19 protein-coding genes are annotated in these 20,566 nt (G+C 57.0%); 7 read left to right on the forward strand and 12 right to left on the reverse strand.

What is annotated here, in order from left to right; translation table 11 throughout:
- Nucleotides 1–41: 41 nt before the first annotated feature.
- From yeiB to M8014_RS12480, 3 genes are all read right to left on the reverse strand, one after another.
- A complete protein-coding gene (gene yeiB, locus M8014_RS12470) occupies nucleotides 42–1,199 on the reverse strand; it encodes a DUF418 domain-containing protein YeiB (protein WP_271282756.1) in 1,158 nt (385 codons plus the stop codon).
- Nucleotides 1,200–1,216: 17 nt separating this feature from the next.
- Nucleotides 1,217–1,885 carry a GTP cyclohydrolase I FolE gene (folE, locus tag M8014_RS12475; RefSeq protein ID WP_271282757.1) on the reverse strand — a complete coding sequence of 223 codons (669 nt, stop codon included), beginning with the start codon at nucleotides 1,883–1,885 and terminating at the stop codon, nucleotides 1,217–1,219.
- Nucleotides 1,886–2,002: 117 nt separating this feature from the next.
- Nucleotides 2,003–3,136, reverse strand: coding sequence for a YbfB/YjiJ family MFS transporter (locus M8014_RS12480; RefSeq protein ID WP_271282758.1), 1,134 nt, complete (start codon nucleotides 3,134–3,136; stop codon nucleotides 2,003–2,005).
- A gap of 140 nt (nucleotides 3,137–3,276) precedes the next feature.
- On the opposite strand from M8014_RS12480, the gene fghA reads away from it, so the two are divergent.
- The gene (gene fghA, locus M8014_RS12485; RefSeq protein ID WP_271282759.1) at nucleotides 3,277–4,113 is read left to right on the forward strand and encodes an S-formylglutathione hydrolase; all 837 of its coding nucleotides are present in this window, start codon (nucleotides 3,277–3,279) and stop codon (nucleotides 4,111–4,113) included.
- Nucleotides 4,114–4,195: 82 nt separating this feature from the next.
- Here fghA and cirA read toward each other — a convergent pair whose 3' ends face one another.
- From cirA to yieE, 3 genes are all read right to left on the reverse strand, one after another.
- A complete protein-coding gene (cirA, locus tag M8014_RS12490; protein ID WP_271282760.1) occupies nucleotides 4,196–6,166 on the reverse strand; it encodes a catecholate siderophore receptor CirA in 1,971 nt (656 codons plus the stop codon).
- A 289-nt stretch (nucleotides 6,167–6,455) separates the two neighbouring features.
- A complete protein-coding gene (locus M8014_RS12495) occupies nucleotides 6,456–7,925 on the reverse strand; it encodes an amino acid permease (RefSeq protein WP_271282761.1) in 1,470 nt (489 codons plus the stop codon).
- A 166-nt stretch (nucleotides 7,926–8,091) separates the two neighbouring features.
- Nucleotides 8,092–8,958 (reverse strand): DNA-binding transcriptional regulator YeiE, encoded by an 867-nt coding sequence (gene yieE, locus M8014_RS12500; RefSeq protein ID WP_271282762.1) that lies wholly within the window; start codon nucleotides 8,956–8,958, stop codon nucleotides 8,092–8,094.
- Nucleotides 8,959–9,081: 123 nt separating this feature from the next.
- On the opposite strand from yieE, the gene M8014_RS12505 reads away from it, so the two are divergent.
- Together M8014_RS12505 and nfo are read left to right on the forward strand one after the other, a co-directional pair.
- A complete protein-coding gene (locus M8014_RS12505) occupies nucleotides 9,082–10,128 on the forward strand; it encodes a YeiH family protein (protein ID WP_271282763.1) in 1,047 nt (348 codons plus the stop codon).
- A 64-nt stretch (nucleotides 10,129–10,192) separates the two neighbouring features.
- Nucleotides 10,193–11,050 (forward strand): deoxyribonuclease IV, encoded by an 858-nt coding sequence (gene nfo / locus M8014_RS12510; protein ID WP_271282764.1) that lies wholly within the window; start codon nucleotides 10,193–10,195, stop codon nucleotides 11,048–11,050.
- Between the two features lie 67 nt (nucleotides 11,051–11,117).
- On the opposite strand, the gene rihB is transcribed toward nfo, so the two are convergent.
- Nucleotides 11,118–12,050, reverse strand: a complete 933-nt coding sequence (gene rihB / locus M8014_RS12515) for a ribosylpyrimidine nucleosidase (protein ID WP_271282765.1) — start codon at nucleotides 12,048–12,050, stop codon at nucleotides 11,118–11,120.
- A gap of 127 nt (nucleotides 12,051–12,177) precedes the next feature.
- Here rihB and M8014_RS12520 point away from each other — a divergent pair, with 127 nt between their 5' ends.
- Nucleotides 12,178–12,876, forward strand: a complete 699-nt coding sequence (locus tag M8014_RS12520) for a transcriptional regulator YeiL (RefSeq protein ID WP_271282766.1) — start codon at nucleotides 12,178–12,180, stop codon at nucleotides 12,874–12,876.
- A gap of 41 nt (nucleotides 12,877–12,917) precedes the next feature.
- Here M8014_RS12520 and fruA read toward each other — a convergent pair whose 3' ends face one another.
- The 3 genes from fruA to fruB are packed head-to-tail and all read right to left on the reverse strand — an operon-like array spanning nucleotide 12,918 to nucleotide 16,694.
- Nucleotides 12,918–14,609 carry a PTS fructose transporter subunit IIBC gene (fruA, locus tag M8014_RS12525; protein ID WP_271282767.1) on the reverse strand — a complete coding sequence of 564 codons (1,692 nt, stop codon included), beginning with the start codon at nucleotides 14,607–14,609 and terminating at the stop codon, nucleotides 12,918–12,920.
- 16 nt (nucleotides 14,610–14,625) lie between these two features.
- Nucleotides 14,626–15,564, reverse strand: a complete 939-nt coding sequence (fruK, locus tag M8014_RS12530; protein ID WP_271282768.1) for a 1-phosphofructokinase — start codon at nucleotides 15,562–15,564, stop codon at nucleotides 14,626–14,628.
- A complete protein-coding gene (gene fruB, locus M8014_RS12535) occupies nucleotides 15,564–16,694 on the reverse strand; it encodes a fused PTS fructose transporter subunit IIA/HPr protein (RefSeq protein ID WP_271282769.1) in 1,131 nt (376 codons plus the stop codon). Before fruB ends, fruK begins: the two co-directional genes overlap by 1 nt.
- Before the next feature lie 167 nt (nucleotides 16,695–16,861).
- On the opposite strand from fruB, the gene M8014_RS12540 reads away from it, so the two are divergent.
- Together M8014_RS12540 and setB are read left to right on the forward strand one after the other, a co-directional pair.
- Nucleotides 16,862–17,104, forward strand: coding sequence for a hypothetical protein (locus M8014_RS12540; RefSeq protein ID WP_271282770.1), 243 nt, complete (start codon nucleotides 16,862–16,864; stop codon nucleotides 17,102–17,104).
- A complete protein-coding gene (setB, locus tag M8014_RS12545) occupies nucleotides 17,064–18,245 on the forward strand; it encodes a sugar efflux transporter SetB (RefSeq protein WP_271282771.1) in 1,182 nt (393 codons plus the stop codon). Before M8014_RS12540 ends, setB begins: the two co-directional genes overlap by 41 nt.
- Here setB and M8014_RS12550 read toward each other — a convergent pair.
- Nucleotides 18,242–18,496, reverse strand: a complete 255-nt coding sequence (locus M8014_RS12550) for a YkgJ family cysteine cluster protein (protein WP_271282772.1) — start codon at nucleotides 18,494–18,496, stop codon at nucleotides 18,242–18,244. The genes setB and M8014_RS12550 overlap by 4 nt on opposite strands.
- 164 nt (nucleotides 18,497–18,660) lie before the next feature.
- On the opposite strand from M8014_RS12550, the gene yeiP reads away from it, so the two are divergent.
- A complete protein-coding gene (gene yeiP, locus M8014_RS12555) occupies nucleotides 18,661–19,233 on the forward strand; it encodes an elongation factor P-like protein YeiP (RefSeq protein WP_271282773.1) in 573 nt (190 codons plus the stop codon).
- Nucleotides 19,234–19,316: 83 nt separating this feature from the next.
- On the opposite strand, the gene uxuA is transcribed toward yeiP, so the two are convergent.
- Nucleotides 19,317–20,507 (reverse strand): mannonate dehydratase, encoded by a 1,191-nt coding sequence (gene uxuA, locus M8014_RS12560; RefSeq protein ID WP_271282774.1) that lies wholly within the window; start codon nucleotides 20,505–20,507, stop codon nucleotides 19,317–19,319.
- Between the last annotated feature and the right edge of the window lie 59 nt (nucleotides 20,508–20,566).

The raw sequence follows: 20,566 nt of genomic DNA on the forward strand, positions 1-20,566 counted from the left end.
AACGCTTACATCCGTTTTGTTAATGATTGTGATCTGGATCGTTATCCGGATGTATTGTTTGATGATACCCCTGACGCACGTGCGGTTAATTGCCGCCAGCACCATTCGAGGGGCCCCTGGCGGAAGTAGCGCAGCCAGAGAAGAGAGAAGAGGATGTTCGCCAGCCACACCAGCGGGACAAAGGCCAGCAGCTGCAGACGGTCAAAATGCATAAACAAACCTAAATGATAGAACAGCGTGGTGCAGATAAGGGTTTGTAAAATGTAGTTACTGAGCGCCATCCGACCGACGCAGGCAATCGCCATCACCAGCCGAAAGCGGCTGAGCTGCGGCCAGAAGCCGTAGATTAGCGCAGCATAGCCAATCGTCTGGAACGGTGCGCTCAGTTCCCGGGGTGCCTGCAGAAGGAAGGCGCACCAGCGGTAGTCCCAGTTGAGCTGCCACTGCGCAATCACCGCAGGCAGGTTAATCACCAGCCCAATCAGCACCAGCCAGAAGCCGGTGCGTCGGTAGTGCCGCAGGCTGAATTCGCCCCGCAGCCAGCCGGTGCGCATCAGCGCAGCGCCAATCAGCATCATCCCCGCCAGCTGCCAGCCATACTGTGCGCCAAGGGCCAGCAAGTTGCTGCCCAGCATATCGACGCAGTTGCTGACCGCTTCCATGCCGCCGCCCAACTTCCAGAACTGCTCATACTGTAGATTCGCCGCATCCGGCACCCACGAACGGTTGGTGGATCCGCCGGAGATCATCCCCAACAGCAGCAAAATGGCCACGCCGATGACAAACAGCACCACGCCGGTATTGAACAGGTTTTTGACGTCATGGGCATCGCGGATGATACGCCAGCAGATCAGCCCCACCAGCCCGTAAGCCAGCAGAATGTCGCCATCCCAGAAGAAGATGCCATGAATGAAACCGAGCAGCACCAGCAGGGAGAGCCGGGCCTGGATCCAGCGTTTTCCGCGTTTCAGCAACAGCTGGAGCCCTGCACCAAACAGCAGGGCAAACAGGGTGAGGAATTTAACCTGGGCGAACAGATCCAGCGCCGCCCATGTCCAGGCGTCGCGCAGGGTGATGTCGCCATACCAGGCGGGGTTAAGATAGGCGGCCTTCGGCAAACCGAAGGCGCTGATATTCAGCAGCAGAATACCCAGAATCGCGACGCCACGGACGAAATCCAGCGTGACATTTCTCTCCATGTACTCTGCCCTGACGATCAGTTGTGGTGACGCACGGCGCGCAGGAACTCCTGACGGGTGTTCTGGCTGGATTTAAACAGACCGCCCAGCGAGGTCGTGGTGGTGGCGCTGGTGGCATCACGAATGCCGCGCGCTTTCACGCAGTAATGCACGGCGTCAATGGATACCGCCACGTTATTGGTGCCCAGCAGCGTTTGCAGCGCGGTAAGGATCTGCTGGGTTAAACGCTCCTGCACCTGCGGACGCTGGGCAAAGAACTGCACAATGCGGTTAATCTTCGACAGGCCAATTACCGCGTCTTTCGGGATATAGGCCACCGTTGCTTTCCCGTCGATGGTCACAAAGTGATGCTCGCAGGTGCTGGTCAGGGTGATATCGCGCACCGTCACCATCTCATCGACCTTCATTTTATTTTCAATGACGGTGATTTTCGGGAAATTGGCGTAATCCAGACCGGAGAAGATCTCATCGACATACATTTTGGCGATGCGACGTGGGGTCTCCATCAGACTGTCATCGCTCAAATCGAGATTCAGCAGCTGCATGATTTCGGTCATGTGCCCGGAAATGAGACGTTTACGTGTTTCATTGTCCAGATCCTGAACCGGCGGACGCAACGGGGTTTCAAGGCCGTGCGCAACCAGCGCTTCGTGGACAAGTGCTGCTTCTTTACTCATTGATGACATTCTGTTCTCCTGCAGGTGTGACGCTCTTCTACCCTTCGTGGGGCAAAATGTGCACTCATTGTGCGCGAGGCGGCGAGCATAATCCAGTATTCACCGCGATAATTATTCCGATTGCCGTTACCTTTCAGCCTGACGCTGCCAGACCAGCCCGCCTGCGATAAGCAGCGCGAGTCCGGCCAGGCCCAGTGCGGGCTCAAGCTGATGGGTCAGCCAGCTCGACAGCGCCGAGGTCATCGGGCCGACAAGCTGCCCGACGGCATAGCCGGTGGTAAGCAGTCCGGCCATATACCGGGTGTGGTTCGGGGCCAGTTCGCGGCCATACAGCAACGACAGCTGCACCGCGCATAAAAATCCGCCGCCCACCAGCAATGCCCCGGTCACCAGACCGGCCATCCCCGGCAGCAGCCAGGCAGCAATGACCCCCACCGCCTGCAGCCACAGCACCAGCGCCAGCCTGCGATGCGTGGTGGACACGTGACGCAGGGCGATGCTCAGGGCAATGCCGATCATCGCGGCAACGCCAAAGACCGGCCAGACAAACTGAGCAAACACGCTGCCGGGAAAGCGCAACGCCGCCATCTGCGACAGAAAAGTCGCCGGGAGGATGTAGCCAAACCCGGCGAGGCTGTAGCTCCAGACCAGACGACGTAAGTCGCGGGTCAGCGTCAGCGGCTCGGGCGTAGAGCCCGGACGGTGCAGTTGCCCGGCACGCGGCAGATAGCGGGCAATCAGCGCCACCAGCACCAGCGCCAGCACGCCGTAAATTTGCCAGGCGGCCCCGGCAGAGAGCCCTTGCGCCTGGATCCACACCGCCAGCAGCCCGCTGATGGCAATCCCGGCTCCCGGCCCGGCAAACACCGCCGCACTCAGGCCCGGCTTCGCAAAATGGGCCAGCCGCTCATTGGTCCAGGCGGCAATCAGCACCATCGACCAGCCGCTCATGCAGCCAATAACAAAGCGTAGCAGCCCGTGAATAACGGCGTTATCGGCTACCGCCGAGAGCAACGTCAGCGCCACGGCACCAGTAATTCCCAGCCACAGGCGGCCTTCGACAAAGCGGTGCGCCCGCATGGCATCCCACGCCCCCACAAGATAGCCGAGGTAGTTCATGGCGGCCACCAGCCCGGCGCTGGTCAGGGTAAGCTGTCCGGCGGCAATCATCAGCGGCACCTGCGGGGTAAAGGCAAAGCGCCCTATTCCCATCGCAACGACCAGAACCACAAATCCGCTGAGCGCGATACGCAGCGCCATGACCACTCCAGTTGTTAAAGTTTCGTAAATTCATGATGCAGGATATGAGGTTAATGCGGAAGTGAAAGTTGCTCACACGTTATTGAATAATTGTATTATGGCTTTCATACATCGATATCACCTTCCTGAAGGAGCCCTGCATGGAACTGCTCGAAGAGCACCACTGTTTTGAAGGTCGGCAGCAGCGCTGGCGGCATGACTCCGCGGTGCTGAACTGCGCGATGACGTTCAGCATTTTCCTGCCGCCTGCCGACGGCGCGGCTAAACCGCCGGTGCTGTACTGGCTCTCGGGCCTGACCTGCAATGATGAAAACTTCACCACCAAAGCAGGCGCCCAGCGCGTGGCCGCTGAGCTGGGGATCGCCCTGGTGATGCCCGACACCAGCCCGCGCGGCGATGACGTGGCAGACGACGCCGGTTACGACCTGGGCAAAGGCGCCGGGTTCTATCTCAACGCCACCCAGCAACCCTGGGCGCGTCACTACCGGATGTACGATTACCTGCGCGATGAGCTGCCTGCGCTGATTCAGGCGGAGTTCGCGGTTAGCGATCGCTGCGCCATCAGCGGGCATTCAATGGGTGGACACGGCGCGCTGATCATGGCGCTGAAAAACCCGGGTAAATATGTCAGCGTGTCGGCCTTTGCGCCAATTGTGAATCCGACCCAGGTGCCGTGGGGACAAAAAGCGTTCTCGGCCTATCTGGGTGAAGATACGGCGAGCTGGCAGGCATGGGACAGCTGTGCGCTGATGCTGGCCAGCCAGCCGGAACAGGCGATCCCAACGCTTATCGATCAGGGTGATGGCGATCAGTTCCTCGCCAGCCAGTTGCAGCCCGCGGTGCTGGCCGAAGCCGCACGCCAGACATCCTGGCCGCTGACGCTGCGCATCCAGCCAGGCTACGATCACAGCTACTACTTTATGGCGTCGTTTATCGACGATCATCTGCGCTTCCATGCGCAGTATTTATTGAAGTAAGCGCGGCCTGATGCCCTCTCCTAAAGGGAGAGGGCATCATCCCATGGCCAGGCAAGCGCAGTGCCGCCCGGCATTTCATGCATCAGAACTGGTAATCCACCGCCATAAAGTAACGGCGTCCATCTTCGTTGTAGGTGTAGTCGTCGCGGCTGAGGTCTTTATCCATCAGGTTCATGACGCCCGCGCGCAGCTTGACGTTTTTGCTCGCCTGCCATGCGCCCCCGGTGTTCCACACCACGTAGCCGCCCGGCGTTGTGCCGCCGCTGGTAACGGTACGTTTTTCACCGGTATAGTTACCCTGCACGTAGAAGGACCACGCCTGCGATGCCTGCCAGTCAACCGTACCGTTTGCGGTATGGAAAGGCAGATCGGAGAGCGGCTTGTTGTCGCCATTGCTGACATCACGTCCGTCGTTGTAGGTGTAGTTCAGGCTCACGCGCCAGTCTTCGGCCAGCGGGAATTTCAGCTCCGTCTCCAGGCCACGAATACGTGCCTTGTTAACGTTGTAATAGCGGAAAACCGGCTCGCCATCGGCGTTCAGACCGACATAGTTCGGGTAGCTCTGCGCCTGGTTGACGTTCGCGGTACGCAGGATGCTGATCCGATCGTCGACATCATTCTGGAAGGCGGTGACGCTGGCCTGCACGCCCTCTAACCAACCCTCTTCGCCGGTATAGTAGAGACCCAGTTCGACGCTTTCGCTGGTTTCCGGCTTCAGATCCGGGCTCCCGACAATCTCACAGGCACCACGGCAGGACCCGGTGGTCCAGTCCGGGCTGAGCTGCAGCAGGGAGGGTGCTTTGAAGGCCGTTGCCCAGCCCCCTTTCACCGTCACGGTATCGGTCGCGTTATAGACCAGGTAGGCACGCGGGCTCCAGTGGTCGCCGTAAGTTTCGTGGTCATCCATACGCACGCCGGTGGTCAACGCCAGTGGCTCGAAGATCCGCCATTCGTCTTCGATAAACAGCGCGTACTGGTTGGCAGACGTATTACTGCTGCTGCCGCCCGTCAGGTTAACCGGATCTTTCAGCTTGTCGTGACGCCATTCCCCGCCAAGGGTCACCAACTGGTTGATATCACTCAGCGGCAGAACATATTTGCCGTCAAGGGAGGTGTTTTCTGAGGTGATCGGGCTGCTGTTGCCCGGATTCTTATTCTCGACTTTCTCGCCGTAGAACTTCAGTTCGCTGTTGCCCAGCCCCCAGCGGCCATTGTGGCTCAGAGAGTAGTTCTGGCGTTCAAGGCGGTTCTGATCCAGTGAGTCGGAGTCCCGGTCCTGGCGGTCAAAGCCGTAGCCGGCGGTGAAGTCGTGATTTTCGTTCGGTGTCCAGGCGAATTCGACGTTGGCGTCGCGGCTGGTAAAGCCTTCGATACGCGGGGTTTCACCGGTGGCGGTGGTCGTCGATTCCTGCGGTTTGTCTTTGTCGCGCTGCTGCACGCTGCCGAAGGCTTTCAGGCCGAGAACGCCGTCCACCAGCGGGCCGCTGGTATAGAACTGGCCGCCATAGGTGTCGCCGCGGTCGCGGTGTTCCTGGATGGTAGTGTCTGCGGTGAGCGTGCCGGTCCATTTCTGACCGATTTTTTTGGTGATGATGTTCACCACGCCGCCCAGCGCATCGGAGCCGTACAGCGAGGACATCGGCCCACGCACTACTTCGATACGATCGATGGCATCAACCGGGATCCAGTTAAGATCGAAGTCGTTATGACGAAAGACCGCATTGCGCGAGTTGACGCGCTTACCGTCAATCAGGATCAGCGTGTAGCTGCTGTCGAGTCCACGAATGCTGACGCCCTGGCGGTTGTCTCCTTCGTTGGTGAGTTGCACGCCCGGAACTTCCTGTAACACATCTCTCAGGTTCTGCACCGGTTTGCGCTGCAGATCCTGCTGGGTGATAACGCTGATACTGGCAGGGGCATCTTTCAGGTTTTGTTCATTGGCCGATGCAGTAACAACCATCGTTTCGCCAGATTCAGCGGCAACAACCGGCAGGGCTAAGGACAGAGCAGACACGCACAGTCCTCCCCGTACGAAGGGATTCAACCTAAACATTCCAAATCTCCATGAGGTAAACACAACAAAATCAACTCTATATTGCTCACATCGCATCGCATGCCGCCCGCTTCTCTGGCGAATCGGCTCAGTATTTCTTTGCAGGTGTGGCGGCGGCGTCCTCCCCTGACCAGGGCGATGACGTCCACTCCTTCATCCTTTTCATTGCGATGCTAACGATAAAGCAAACGATAACTATTATCAATTCAATTGTTAAAAGTTATGTCAATTTTTCATACTGTGGAGATAAAAAAACCCGCTCGGATGAGCGGGTTGGAGAGAGAGGCAATTACTTTTTAACGCTGTCCGGGAATTCCATTTCGCTGTAGCGAACGAATTTCGATCCTTTCGTCAGCTTGTAGCCGAACCAGATGATCAGGAACAGCGGGATACCAATATAGGTTGCTGCCACGCCGCCCCAGTCAATGGTGTCGGCCAGGAAGGCTTCGTAGTTCTGTCCAAGGGTGATGATCAGACACAGCACAAAGGCAAAGATCGGTCCCAGCGGGAAGAACCCGGAGCGGTACGGCAGGTTGTTAATATCAAACCCTTGCTTCACGTAGCCGCGACGGAAACGGTAGTGGCTGATGGCGATACCGAGCCACGCGATAAAGCCCGTCATCCCGGAGGTATTCAACAGCCACAGGTAGACGGTCTGGTTGCCGAACATCGAGGTCAGGAAACACAGGCAGGCAATCACAGTGGTCGCATACAACGCGTTACGCGGCACGCCGCCACGGGACAGCTTCGCGAAAATACGCGGCGCTTTGCCGTCGCAGGCCAGAGAATAGAGCATACGGGTTGAGGCATACATGCCGGAGTTGCCCGCAGACAGGACCGCCGTCAGGATCACCGCGTTCATCACTGCCGCCGCCGAGAGCAGACCCGCATGCTGGAACACCAGCGTGAACGGGCTGACGCTGATGTCTTTAACATCATTGCGCAGCAGGCTCGGATCGGTATACGGGATAATCAGGCTGATAATCAGAATCGCGAATACATAGAACAGCAGGATACGCCAGAACACCTGACGCACCGCGCGCGGAATGTTCTTCTGCGGATCTTCGGATTCTGCGGCCGCAATCCCGATGAGCTCGGTACCCTGGAAGGAGAAGCCGACGATCATCGCCACGCCAATCATCGCCGCGAAGCCCCCGGCAAACGGCGCATCGCCAATCGCCCAGTTGCTCCAGCCCGCCGGTTTGGCACCCTGGAAGATACCGAAGATCATCGCGATGCCCACGGCAATAAAGATGACGATGGTGGCGACTTTGATCAGCGAGAACCAATATTCCGCCTCGCCGAAGCCGCGCACGGAGATGTAGTTCAGCAGGAAAATCACCGCCATGAACACGGCGCTCCAGATCCAGCCCGGCGTGTCCGGGAACCACCAGGACATCACCAGCTGCGCGGCCACCAGGTCAACGGCGATGGTCACCGCCCAGTTGTACCAGTAGTTCCAGCCCAGCGCGAAGCCGAAGCCTTCTTCGACATATTTCTGGCCGTAGGTCGCAAAGGAACCGGATACCGGCATGTACGCCGCCAGTTCGCCCAGGCTGGTCATCAGGAAATAGACCATCAAACCGATCAGAATATAGGAAAAGAGCGCGCCGCCAGGGCCCGCTGCAGAAATGGTCGCACCAGAGGCGACAAATAACCCTGTACCGATAGAACCACCAATGGCGATCATCGTCAGGTGACGCGCCTTGAGTTCGCGACGTAGCGCGGGCGCTTCTGTGGTTTTAGTTTCGGAAACCATATGAAAATGCTGTCCATTCAAAAAATGAGGCGAGATTGTAGCAGACGATCCGCGTTCCTTCCGGCACAAATGCCCTGTTATAAGAGAGCTTCATGACCGGTCCAGGATTATAAGTAAAGCTGAGATCGCAGGGATTGCACCCTCCCCTGACGAAGAGGGTGACAAGCTATTGCGCGCAGTAGCGCAGGAAGCGCTGCAGGGAGTTGGAGAGGTGCTTCTGGCGATGATGAATGCGCCACAGGGTGCGCACCAGCCGGGGAACCGGAACGGGTATTTCCACAAGCGAACCGGATTCCAGCTGCTCGGCAATCACCCTGCGCGACAGGCAGCTGATGCCCAGGCCGTGACGCACCGCGTGCTTGATGGCCTCTGAGTTGCCCAGCTCCATGCCCATCTGAAACTGCGGCAGGTGCGAGAGCAGCAGATAGTCGACGATCTCGCGCGTACCGGAACCCCGCTCGCGTAAAATCCACGGTGCCTGCGCCAGCAGCTCCAGCGTGATCTCCTGCTGCAGTAAAGGCGAAGCGGGCGAGGCAAAGACCACCAGCTCATCTTCAAGCCACGGCTCGGCGATGACGTCGGCGTTATGGCATGGCCCTTCGATAAGCCCGATGTCGACCCGAAAATCGATCACCGCATTGATCACGTCCTGGCTGTTGCCGACGCTCATCTCCAGCGGCAGCGCAGGGAAGTCGCGGCGGTAGCGGGCAATCACTTCCGGCAGGATGTAGTTGCCGATGGTGCTGCTGGCAGAGACGCGGATGGCACCGTTATCCTCGCGAAACAGCTGTTCGATTTCGACGGTCTGCTCCAGCAGGGCCAGCGCCCGCGGGTAGAGTAAGCGCCCGTGTTCGTTGACCACCAGCCGCTTCCCTACCCTGTCGAACAGCTGAACGCCAAGCTGACCTTCCAGATCGGTCAGGGCGGCACTGACGGCAGACTGCGACAGTGACAGCATTTGTGAAGCCTGGGTCGTTGACCCGCTTTTCAGCACCTCGGCGAACACTTCGAGCTGGCGTAACGTAATGTGCATAGGGGGCTATCCGGTACGGCAAGCGCGTTGCTTACCACTTATAGAGATTAATTATAAATATATAATCAATTTTATTTTTAAACCAGAGCGCCGTAACCTTTTAGCCAGATAAAGGAGAAGGTTATGACAACACTCACTCTACAGCATCAGCATTCAATGTGGCATTACGTTCCGGGCCTGGCGCTGAGTGCACTGGTCACCGGCGTCGCGTTATGGGGCGGCAGTATTCCGGCAGTTGCGGGAGCAGGCTTCAGCGCTCTGACGCTGGCCATCCTGCTGGGGATGGTGGTCGGTAACACCCTCTACCCGCGGATCCATAAACCGTGCGACGGCGGGGTTCTGTTCGCCAAACAGCACCTGCTGCGCCTTGGGATCATCCTGTACGGTTTTCGCCTGACTTTTGCGCAGATTGCCGACGTCGGGGTCAGCGGGATCGCCATCGACGTATTAACCCTGACCAGCACCTTTATCCTGGCCTGCGTTATCGGGCAGAAGGTGTTCGGACTGGATAAACAGACCAGCTGGCTGATTGGGGCAGGCAGCAGCATCTGCGGCGCGGCTGCGGTGCTGGCGACCGAGCCGGTGGTCAAAGCAGAATCCAGCAAAGTCACCGTGGCGGTGGCGACCGTGGTGATCTTCGGGACGCTGGCGATCTTCCTCTACCCGGCGATGTATCCGCTGGTGGCGCACTGGTTTAGCCCGGAAACCTACGGGATTTACATCGGTTCGACGATGCATGAAGTGGCGCAGGTAGTGGCCGCCGGTCACGCCATCAGCCCGGAAGCGGAAAATGCGGCGGTGATCGCTAAAATGCTGCGCGTCATGATGCTGGCACCGTTTCTGCTGATTCTGGCCGCGCGGGTAAAACAGCTGGCCCCAGCAGGCAGCGGTGAGAAAAGCAAAATTACCATACCGTGGTTTGCAATCCTGTTTATTGTGGTGGCGGTGTTTAACTCGTTCCATCTGCTGCCGAAAGCCGTGGTGGATATGCTGGTAACGCTGGATACCGTTCTGCTGGCGATGGCGATGGCGGCGCTGGGCTTAACCACCCACGTCAGTGCGCTGAAAAAAGCCGGTGCCAAACCGCTGCTGATGGCCCTGCTGCTGTTTGTCTGGCTGATTGTGGGCGGCGGCGCCATCAACCTGGCGGTTCATAGCCTGATGGCATAAACCATTTCAACCTTCTCCTGTTAACCCGCTATCATATGCGTTTGCGGGTTAACGGGAGTTTTATATGAAATATGTTGGAGCGCACGTCAGCGCTGCTGGTGGTCTGGCCAATGCCGCCATTCGTGCCGCCGAAATCGAGGCGACCGCTTTCGCCCTGTTCACCAAAAATCAGCGCCAGTGGCGCGCCGCGCCGTTAACCACTCAGGTGATTGATGAGTTCAAAGCGGCCTGTGAAAAGTACCATTTCGGCCCTGGCCAGATCCTGCCCCACGACAGCTACCTGATTAACCTGGGCCACCCGGTTCAGGAGGCGCTGGATAAGTCCCGCGAGGCGTTCCTTGATGAGATGCAGCGCTGCGAACAACTCAGCCTGACGCTGCTGAACTTCCACCCTGGCAGCCACCTGACGCAGATCGACGAAGACGCCTGTCTGGCGCGGATCGCCGAATCAATCAATATCGTCCTGGCGCAAACCGAAGGGGTGACAGCGGTGATTGAAAACACCGCCGGACAGGGCAGCAACCTCGGCTTTCGCTTTGAACACCTGGCGGCAATCATCGACGGCGTGGAAGACAAAACCCGCGTCGGGGTCTGCATTGATACCTGTCACGCCTTTGCCGCGGGCTACGACCTGCGCAGCATTGAAGAGTGTGAGAAAACTTTCGCCGAATTCGAGCGCATCGTCGGGTTCAACTACCTGCGCGGCATGCACCTGAACGACGCCAAAAGCGCTTTTGGCAGCCGCGTCGACCGCCACCACAGCCTGGGCGAAGGCAATATCGGCCATGATGCGTTCCGCTTTATCATGCAGGACCCGCGCTTTGACGGTATCCCGATGGTACTGGAAACCATTAATCCGGATATCTGGGCCGAAGAGATTGCGTGGCTGAAGGCGCAACAAACAGCAGACGTCACGGCATAAAAAATGGCCGGTTGGATCGCGTGACGGGTAACCAATGATTACCCGTCACGGCCTGCACTCAGGGAAATCAGGCGTACTTACGCACGCACTCTTCCACTAAATCCCAGAACCAGTCGGTATCGATAGTGATACCCACTTTGGTATTCGCCGGTTTACCCAGAACGCCCAGCTCATCGCACACGGTACGGCCATAGCAGGGGCCACTGTTTACGTCGATTTCGACGTACATATCCTGCGTTTTAATCCCGGCAGGATTAATGAGATAACCGATACAGGTGGCGTCATGCACCGGCCCCCCGGCTAAGCCGTAGTTTTCGAATTGCGTTTTGAGGGTGAAATTCATGATGTCGCTAAACAATTTACCGGCCGGACCGCCCGCTTTTTCCATTCTGGCAATAACGTCGGCGGTGCAAACTGTCTGGTTGGTGAGATCCAGGCCCATCATCACCAGTGGCACGCCGGAGGTGAAGACAACGCGGGCCGCTTCCGGGTCGGCGAAGATATTAAATTCGGCAGACGGTGTGAAATTGCCTGTACCGTATGCCCCGCCCATTAGCACGATTTCGCGAATTTTAGGCAAAATAGCGGGCTGCATACGCATTGCCACCGCAATGTTCGTCAGCGGACCGACGGGAACCAGGGTGATATCGCCCTCACTTTCCATCAGAGTATCAATAATGTATTTCACCGCATGGGTGCTTTCAGCGTTGCGCATCAATGGCGCAAATACTGGCCCGTCCAGCCCTGTTTCGCCATGAATATTATCGGCCACGATTTGTTGGCGCATAATAGGCTGGGGCATGCCCGCATAAACCGGGACATGAATATCAAGAGCCTGACAAACATTTAATCCATTCACTAATGTTTTATCCAACGTTTGATTACCGGCGACGATCGTTATGCCTAATAAATCTATTGCGGGATGTTTTGCCGCCAGCATTATAGCAATCGCATCATCATGGCCAGGATCGCAATCAAGAATAATCTTTCTCTTTTCCATTTTTACTTCCTCAGTTCGCTGTTACGTTAATTCAGATACATCAAACACAGGGGCTTATTTCGACGATTGAATCCTAACAATGGAGAACGTATGCTGGATATGAGAAATCTCACATCAGGAAGCTGCCGTGAAAGAGATCCACGATGACGTATTGAAATATCAGCTGATTGAGGAATCGAACTATAAGACGCGGTTTTCTATGGATATTTTACATGACACCCGGCTAATTCAGGTACCAGCCGGGGGGTTTATTGTGAAAGAGGCCAGTCAGCCGACGTATCTCTTCTACCTGGTGCGCGGGCGGGCTAAACTTTACGCGTCCCTGCCCAATGGGAAGGTCTCATTGATCGATTTTTTTAGCGCGCCCTGTTTTATTGGCGAAATTGAATTAGTCGACACCGATCACGAACCACGAGCGGTACAGGCCATTGAGGAGTGCTGGTGTCTGGCATTGCCCATGAAACAGTATCGTCCTTTATTATTAAATGACGCGACTTTTTTACGTAATCTTTGCGTTGCGTTAAGCCATAAAAATTACCGTAATATCGTATCCTTAACTCAAAACCAGTCTTTCCCGCTGATTAACCGGCTGGCAGCCTTTATCTTACTCACACAGAATTGTGATATATATCGCGAAAAACATACGCAGGCTGCTGAATATATGGGTGTGTCATATCGACATCTGTTATTTGTTATTGCGCAATTTACCCATGACGGCGTGTTAGTAAAACAGAAGGGAGGTTACATCATTAAAGATAAAAAACGACTGACCTCGCTGGCGCGGGAGATGGATCCGTTAAACAATTTTACGACGTTATTCCATTAAAAAAGGCAGAGTTTCCTCTGCCTTTTATTTTCTACAATGGATTATGCCGCTTTAGCGACGACCTCAGCTTCCGGGCGCTTCAGCACCGCGTAAGAGAGACCGGCCACCAGCGTACCGGCGATAATCGCAAACAGGTAACCCAGCACTGGGGTGATAGCGCCAGGGATCAGCAGCACAAACAGACCGCCGTGCGGCGCCATCAGTTTTGCGCCAATCGCCATCGACATTGCACCGGTCACCGCACCGCCGACGATACAGCATGGCAACACGCGCATCGGGTCACGGGCAGCGAACGGGATTGCCCCTTCGGTGATAAAGCACAGACCCAGAACCAGCGCCGCTTTACCGCCTTCCTGCTGTGCTTTGTCGAACTTACGACGGGCAATGATAGTCGCCAGGCCCAGGGCCAGCGGAGGCACCATACCCGCCGCCATGATGGCCGCCATCGGGGCGTAGGTCTGGGTACTCAGCAGGCCAACACCGAAGGCGTAGGCCGCTTTGTTCACCGGACCACCCATGTCGGTACACATCATGCCGCCGAGGATTGCACCCAGCAGAACCGCGTTAGCTGTGCCCATGGTTTGCAGCCAGTGGGTCAGGCCTTCAAGGATGCCCGCAACCGGTTTGCCGATCAGGTAGATCATGCCAAGGCCAACCACCAGGCTGGAGAACAGCGGAATGATCAGGATCGGTTTCAGCGCTTCCATACTCTGCGGCAGCTTAAGCTTCGAGCTGATGAACTTCGCCACATAACCCGCAAGGAAGCCAGCAATGATACCGCCGATAAAGCCCGAACCGGTGCTTACCGCCAGCATCCCGCCGATAAGACCCGGCGTCAGGCCTGGACGATCCGCGATAGAAAACGCAATGTAACCTGCCAGCACTGGCACCATCAGCGCAAACGCCGAGCCGCCACCAATCTGCATCAATGCGGCTGCCAGCGTGCCCTGCTCTTTAAAGGCTTCGATACCAAAGGCGAACGAGAGCGCAATACACAGACCACCGGCTACCACCATCGGCAACATGTAAGAGACGCCCGTCAACAGGTGACGATAGGCACCCGCGGACTCTTTCTTGCCTTCGCTGGCAGAGGATGCCGTGTTGCCCGTAGGCTGATACAGCTTCGCTTCTGCCTGCGCTTTATCCAGCTCCTGCGCCGTTTTCTTCAACGCCAGGCCGGTAGAGGTGCGGTACATCGGCTTACCGGCAAACTTCGCCAGGTCCACTTCAATATCCGCCGCGACGATGACCAGATCGGCTGCAGCCACCTCTTCCGGGGTGATAGCATTGCCGGCACCCACCGAGCCGCGGGTTTCGACTTTTACCCACCAGCCGCGTTTTTTGGCTTCGGTTTCAATGGCTTCAGCCGCCATAAAGGTATGCGCTACACCGGTTGGGCAAGCGGTGATCGCGACCACGCGTTTTGGACCACTGACAACTGCCGGGGCAGCGGCTGCAACAGGTGCGCTGTACACCGCCGCATGGCCTTTCGCTTCGCTCAGGAACAGTTCCGGGTGTGCCACGGCGCGATTGATATCGCCCAGCCACACTTTTTTGCCGTTCAGCGCGCTGTCAGCCGGGATGCTGTCAGCCAGCACGATGACCAGTTCGGCATCGCCCGGGTTGTCGATGAAATCAAGGTGTGCTTTATGTCCTGCCGAACTCAGCAACGTTTTCGCCATATAGGCGCGAGCCTGTCCGAGGGCAGAGTCAATAATCAGCAGCGTTTTCATTATGCCTCTCCTGCTGTTAGTTAAAGGGTTTCAAGTCAACACGCGCCATCATCGCGGCCAACTGGGTACGATCGGTAATCCCGACATTGCTCTGGCTAACGGCCAGGGCAGCAACGGCGGTGGCAAGACGTAAAGTGTGCTCACTGGACTCACGCATCAGCAGGCCATAAATCAGCCCGCCAACCATCGAATCCCCTGCGCCAACGGTGCTAACCACTTCCACTGACGGCGGCTTGGCGATCCATTCGCCAGACGCGTTAACCCACAGCGCGCCTTCTGCGCCCAGCGAAATCACCACGTGAGCGATACCCTGCTCGCGCAGCGCATGGGCGGCTTCAATCACATCCTTTAATTCTGGCAGCTTACGGCCAGCCCAGATCTCAAGTTCGCGACGATTTGGTTTCACCAGCCACGGCGCGGCTTTCAGACCGGCTACCAGCGCATCGCGGCTGCTGTCAAAAATGATGCAAGGACACTGGCTGCGCAGGCGCGTCATCCAGTCGGTAAAGGCTTCAGGGCTGACGCCGGACGGCAGGCTGCCGCTGACGCACACCATATCGAACTGACCCAGCCATGTCAGGGAGTCAGTGACAAAACGCTCCCAGTCGGACGGGGTAACTTCAAAACCGGAGAAGTTCAGGTCGGTCACTTCGCCGTCTTTTTCGGTCATTTTCACATTGATGCGGGTGCGGCCCTGCACAACCTGAAAACGGTTGGCGATCCCCAGCTCGCTGAACAGCTGCTGGAAACCATCCTGGTTATCTTTACCGAGGAAGCCACCTACTGTGACGTCGATACCGAGATCTTTGAGCACTTTCGCGACGTTAATCCCTTTACCGGCGGCGTGCAGGCCAGTGGTACGCACGAGGTTGACTTCACCGCGCTCAATTTCCGGGCAAAAACCCACCAGGTCGTAAGCCGGGTTCAGCGTAATAGTTGCAACACGTCTGCTCATTATGCGCCCTCCCCCAGGCCTGCTGCGATGGCTTCGCCAATCGCTTTCAGCGCCTGTTCAGCATCGGCACCTTGCGCGGTGAAGCGCAGGCGGTGACCTTTCTTCACGCCCAGTGCGACGACTTTCATCAGGCTGCGGCCGTTAGCCGGTTTCCCGCTGCCGTCGAGGTTGGTGACGGTCACATCGCTGCTAAATTGCTTGATGGTGTTCACCAGCATGGTGCCCGGACGAGCGTGCAGGCCGTGTTCGTTACGCACTACAAATTCAGCGCTCAACAGATCGTCCAGTGAAACGTCGTCGCTGGTCAGCAGCGCCAGCAGGGTCGCGGCATCGGCGTTCAGCAGTTTTTCAGCTTTGTTGTTCAACAGCAGGTCGCTCAGGCGCTTAAGCACCTCAACCGGCTGTTCATCGGCCATGGCGACGGTAACCAGCAGCGCGGTTTTTTCGCCTGCGGTATCAAAGGCGGTGGCCGCGCGGCTGACCGCGATAGCGCTGCGCAGGTTGCCCTCGGCGCTGTCGTTCAGCCAGATACCCTGACCGAGGTTCAGCGGCGTATCGTTAATGGCGTGGGCCACGAAGGCGGTATCCACCGCGCCCGCTTCTTTCAGGCGACCGGCGTTGAGCGCCTGCAGGGTCACCAGATCGGAGGCGACGACGTCCAGCGTCAGCGTTTCGTTGTCCAGCTTCAGCGCGTCGCTCTGCTTCTCGCCCATCAGCAACGCACGCAGCTCTTCAGCAGTGGTCGCGGATTTGAGCTGTTCAGCCACGGCGTCGTCGCTCAGGACGTGCGTCAGCTGGCGCAGCAGGCCGAGGTGTTCGTCGCTACTGGCGGCAATGCCGATCGCGACGTAGGCGACCTGACCTTCACCCCACAGGACGCCCTGCGGGAACTGATAGACCTGAACGCCGGTTTTCAGCACCTGATCGCGGGTATCGGTGGTGCCATGCGGAATGGCGATGCCATTGCCGAGAAATGTTGAGGTTTGCAGCTCGCGCGCCAGCATGCCGTCAACGTAACCGTCGGCGACGTTGCCTGCCTGCACCAGCGCGGCGGCCACCTGACGGATGGCCTCTTCTTTCGTACCGGCCTGTTCGCCCGGATGGATGTCCTGCACGGATAACTGGAACATGGTTCTCCACTCCTGCTGAAATTGAATCGTTTCAGCTAACATGAAAAAAAATACGCTATTCCGGTGAAACTGATCGATACCCGATAGCGCTGAAACGTTTCAAGAAGTCTTGCTCTTTCTACAAAACCTTGCAAGTAAAGTTACAATTCAGCATGCAGAAGTTAGATATGCAGCACATTTTCTTTGCAGGCCATTCACTTCAGCCTCTCTATTTTGTTTTTTACCGCTGCGTTTCAGCAACTTCAGCAACAGTGATTTTTATTCTGAAACGGGCTTTTGATTTATTGTGGGGAATTGATCCGGGCACCTGTTCATTTTCTGACAAGCGGCGTAAACTCCGCGTCTCTTCACTATCATTGATACAGAAACATGCACACAACCCCCGCTGCCGCCTCACCAAAGCCATTTGATTTGACGTCATCGGCGTTTTTGATTGTTGCCTTCCTCACCGGTATTGCCGGTGCGTTACAAACACCGACGCTGAGTCTGTTCCTCACCAACGAGGTTCATGCCCGTCCGGCGATGGTAGGCTTCTTTTTTACCGGAAGCGCCATTATCGGCATCCTCGTCAGCCAGTTTCTGGCGGGTCGTTCGGATAAGAAAGGCGATCGCAAATCGCTGATTGTCTTTTGCTGTCTGATGGGCGTATTCGCCTGCCTGCTGTTCGCCTGGAACCGTAACTACTTCGTGCTGCTGTTTGTCGGCGTGTTTCTCAGCAGCTTTGGCTCGACCGCTAACCCGCAGATGTTTGCCCTTGCCCGGGAACATGCCGACCACACCGGGCGCGAGGCGGTAATGTTCAGCTCAATCCTGCGTGCGCAGGTATCACTGGCCTGGGTTATTGGCCCGCCGCTGGCCTATGCGCTGGCGATGGGGTTTGGTTTTGCGGTGATGTATATCAGCGCGGCGGTGGCGTTTGTGGTCTGCGGTGTGATGGTGTGGTTTTTCCTGCCGTCGATGCGTAAAGAGCCAAAGCTGGCGACCGGCGTGCTGGAATCCCCGCGCCGCAACCGACGCGACGCACTGCTGCTGTTTACGGTTTGCACCTTGATGTGGGGCACTAACAGCCTGTACATCATTAACATGCCGCTGTTTATTATTAACGAGCTGCACCTGTCGGAAAAACTGGCGGGAGTGATGATGGGCACGGCGGCCGGGCTGGAAATCCCGACCATGCTGATTGCGGGCTATTACGCTAAACGCTTCGGCAAACGCTTCCTGATGCGCATTGCCGCCGTTGCGGGCCTGCTGTTCTATACAGGGATGCTGACTGCGCATTCGCCGGTGCTGCTGCTGGGGTTACAGCTGCTGAACGCCATCTATATTGGCATCCTCGCCGGGATTGGCATGCTTTACTTCCAGGATTTGATGCCGGGTCAGGCGGGCGCGGCCACTACGCTGTACACCAATACCACCCGTGTGGGCTGGATTATCGCCGGATCGGTGGCCGGAGTGGTGGCTGAGTTCTGGAGCTATCACGCCGTGTTCTGGATTGCGTTGGGGATGTGCATGCTCACCACCCTCTGCCTGACGCGAATTAAGGATATTTAAGGCGCGGTGAGCGACTCGAGTTCCAGCAGCCAGGTCATGGCCTGGGGACGCGAGGTGCCGCACATCTCCCGCGCTGGCTGCAGGCCTGCGCACACTTTGGGGCGCGAGCTCAAGCCGAATATTTTGCAGCGCTGCTGCGCATCAAGCTGAACGCAGGGCGTATTGGCAGGCTTGCCGTCAGGCATCCCGGGAATGGGGCTGGAAATGGACGGTGCGGTGCAGCATGCTCCGCAGTCTGGACGACAATCCATATACGCTCTCCGGGTTGACTGAAACCCGCATCAGCGGGGGTGTCGCGCACAGTAACACCTTTTGTGTATTGATAGCAAAAGCCGCTGATTCCGCTTGCCTGAAATGCCGCGCGCGAGTAATTTGACGCGATATTTTTGACCTTCCCGTGAACAGGATTAATGCAATGCCAAGAGCGAACGAGATTAAGAAAGGTATGGTGCTGAATTACAACAGCAAACTGCTGATTGTTAAAGACATCGACATTCAGGCACCCAGCGCCCGTGGCGCAGCAACGCTGTATAAAATGCGTTTTGCCGATGTGCGTACCGGCTTGAAAGTGGAAGAGCGTTTTAAAGGCGACGATATCGTGGATACCGTTACCCTGACCCGCCGCTATGTTGATTTCTCCTATATTGACGGCAACGAATACGTCTTTATGGATAAAGAAGATTACACCCCGTATATCTTCACCAAAGATCAGATTGAAGAAGAGCTGTTGTTCATTCCGGAAGGCGGGATGCCGGATATGCAGGTTCTGACCTGGGACGGCGTACTGCTGGCGCTTGAGCTGCCGCAGACGGTTGACCTCGAGATCGTGGAAACGGCACCTGGCATCAAAGGCGCGTCAGCCTCTGCACGTAACAAGCCGGCGACCCTGACCACCGGTCTGGTGGTACAGGTGCCTGAATACCTGTCCGCAGGTGAAAAAATCCGTATCCATATTGAAGAAAAACGCTATATGGGTCGTGCTGACTGATCGTACGGCTTGCCCGGTGACGTTGCGCTTACCGGGCCGACAAAAAAACCGGCCATCGAGCCGGTTTTTTATGTTTATAGAGGTTACAGCAGCTCAGGATATTTGGTCATCTTCAGCGCCAGCTCCACGCCGCGCACTTCCGCCATCCCTTTCAACCGCCCAATCGCCGAGTAGCCCGGGTTGGTTTTCTTACGCAGGTCATCCAGCATCTGGTGGCCGTGATCCGGACGGAACGGGATCGGACGCAGATCGCCCGCCAGTTTGCGGCGCTGCTCTTCACGCAGGATCGCATCCACCACCGCGACCATATTGACGTCGCCGCCCAGGTGCGCTGCTTCATGGAAGGTCTTCGGATTCTCTTCCCGGCAGGTGGCGCGCAGGTGGGTGAAGTGAATACGGTCGCCGAAGGTTTCGATCATCTGCACCAGGTCGTTATCCGCACGCACGCCGTAAGAGCCCGTACACATGGTAAAGCCGTTATGGATACTGTTAACGGCGTCTTTCAGCCACTGCATATCTTCAATCGTTGAGACGATGCGCGGCAGGCCGAGGATTGGACGCGGTGGATCGTCCGGGTGAACCGCCAGGCGCACGCCTGCTTCTTCAGCAACCGGAACGATAGCCCGCAGGAAGTGGGCCATATTCTGCTGCAGCTGGGCTTTGTCGATATGGCCGTACTCCGCCAGACGCGCGCGGAACTGATCGAGGGTGTAGCCCTCTTCCGCACCCGGCAGACCGGCGATGATATTGCGGGTCAGTTTTTCGATATCGGCTTCGCTGGCGGCGTTAAACCACGCCAGTGCCTGCTGCTGCTCTTCCGGGCTGTAGTCCGCCGCGGCGCCGTCGCGCTTGAGAATGTGCAGCTCAAAGGCGGCAAAGGCAATCTGGTCAAAACGCAGCGCTTTAGAGCCGTCCGGCAGTTCATACTCCAGGTCGGTACGCGTCCAGTCGAGGATCGGCATAAAGTTGTAGCACACGGTATCAATGCCGCAGGCCGCCAGGTTACGAATGCTCTGCTGATAGTTGGCGATCCAGGTGGCGCAGTCGCCCGAATGGGTTTTGATCTCTTCGTGAACCGGGATACTTTCGACCACCGACCAGGTCAACCCTTTCTCCGCCAGCAGCGCCTGACGCTGCTTAATTTCCTCTACCGGCCACACCTGCCCATTAGGAATATGGTGCAGCGCCGTGACAACGCCGGTTGCGCCAGCCTGACGCACATCATCAAGAGAAACCGGATCTTTTGGCCCGTACCAACGCCATGTTTGTTCCATTGCTTCACCCCCTAAAGTTGTTATACCAATATGAATGACTACTATGACGACTACCATAC

Source organism: Silvania hatchlandensis (assembly GCF_025564065.1).
Taxonomy (GTDB): domain Bacteria; phylum Pseudomonadota; class Gammaproteobacteria; order Enterobacterales; family Enterobacteriaceae; genus Enterobacter; species Enterobacter hatchlandensis.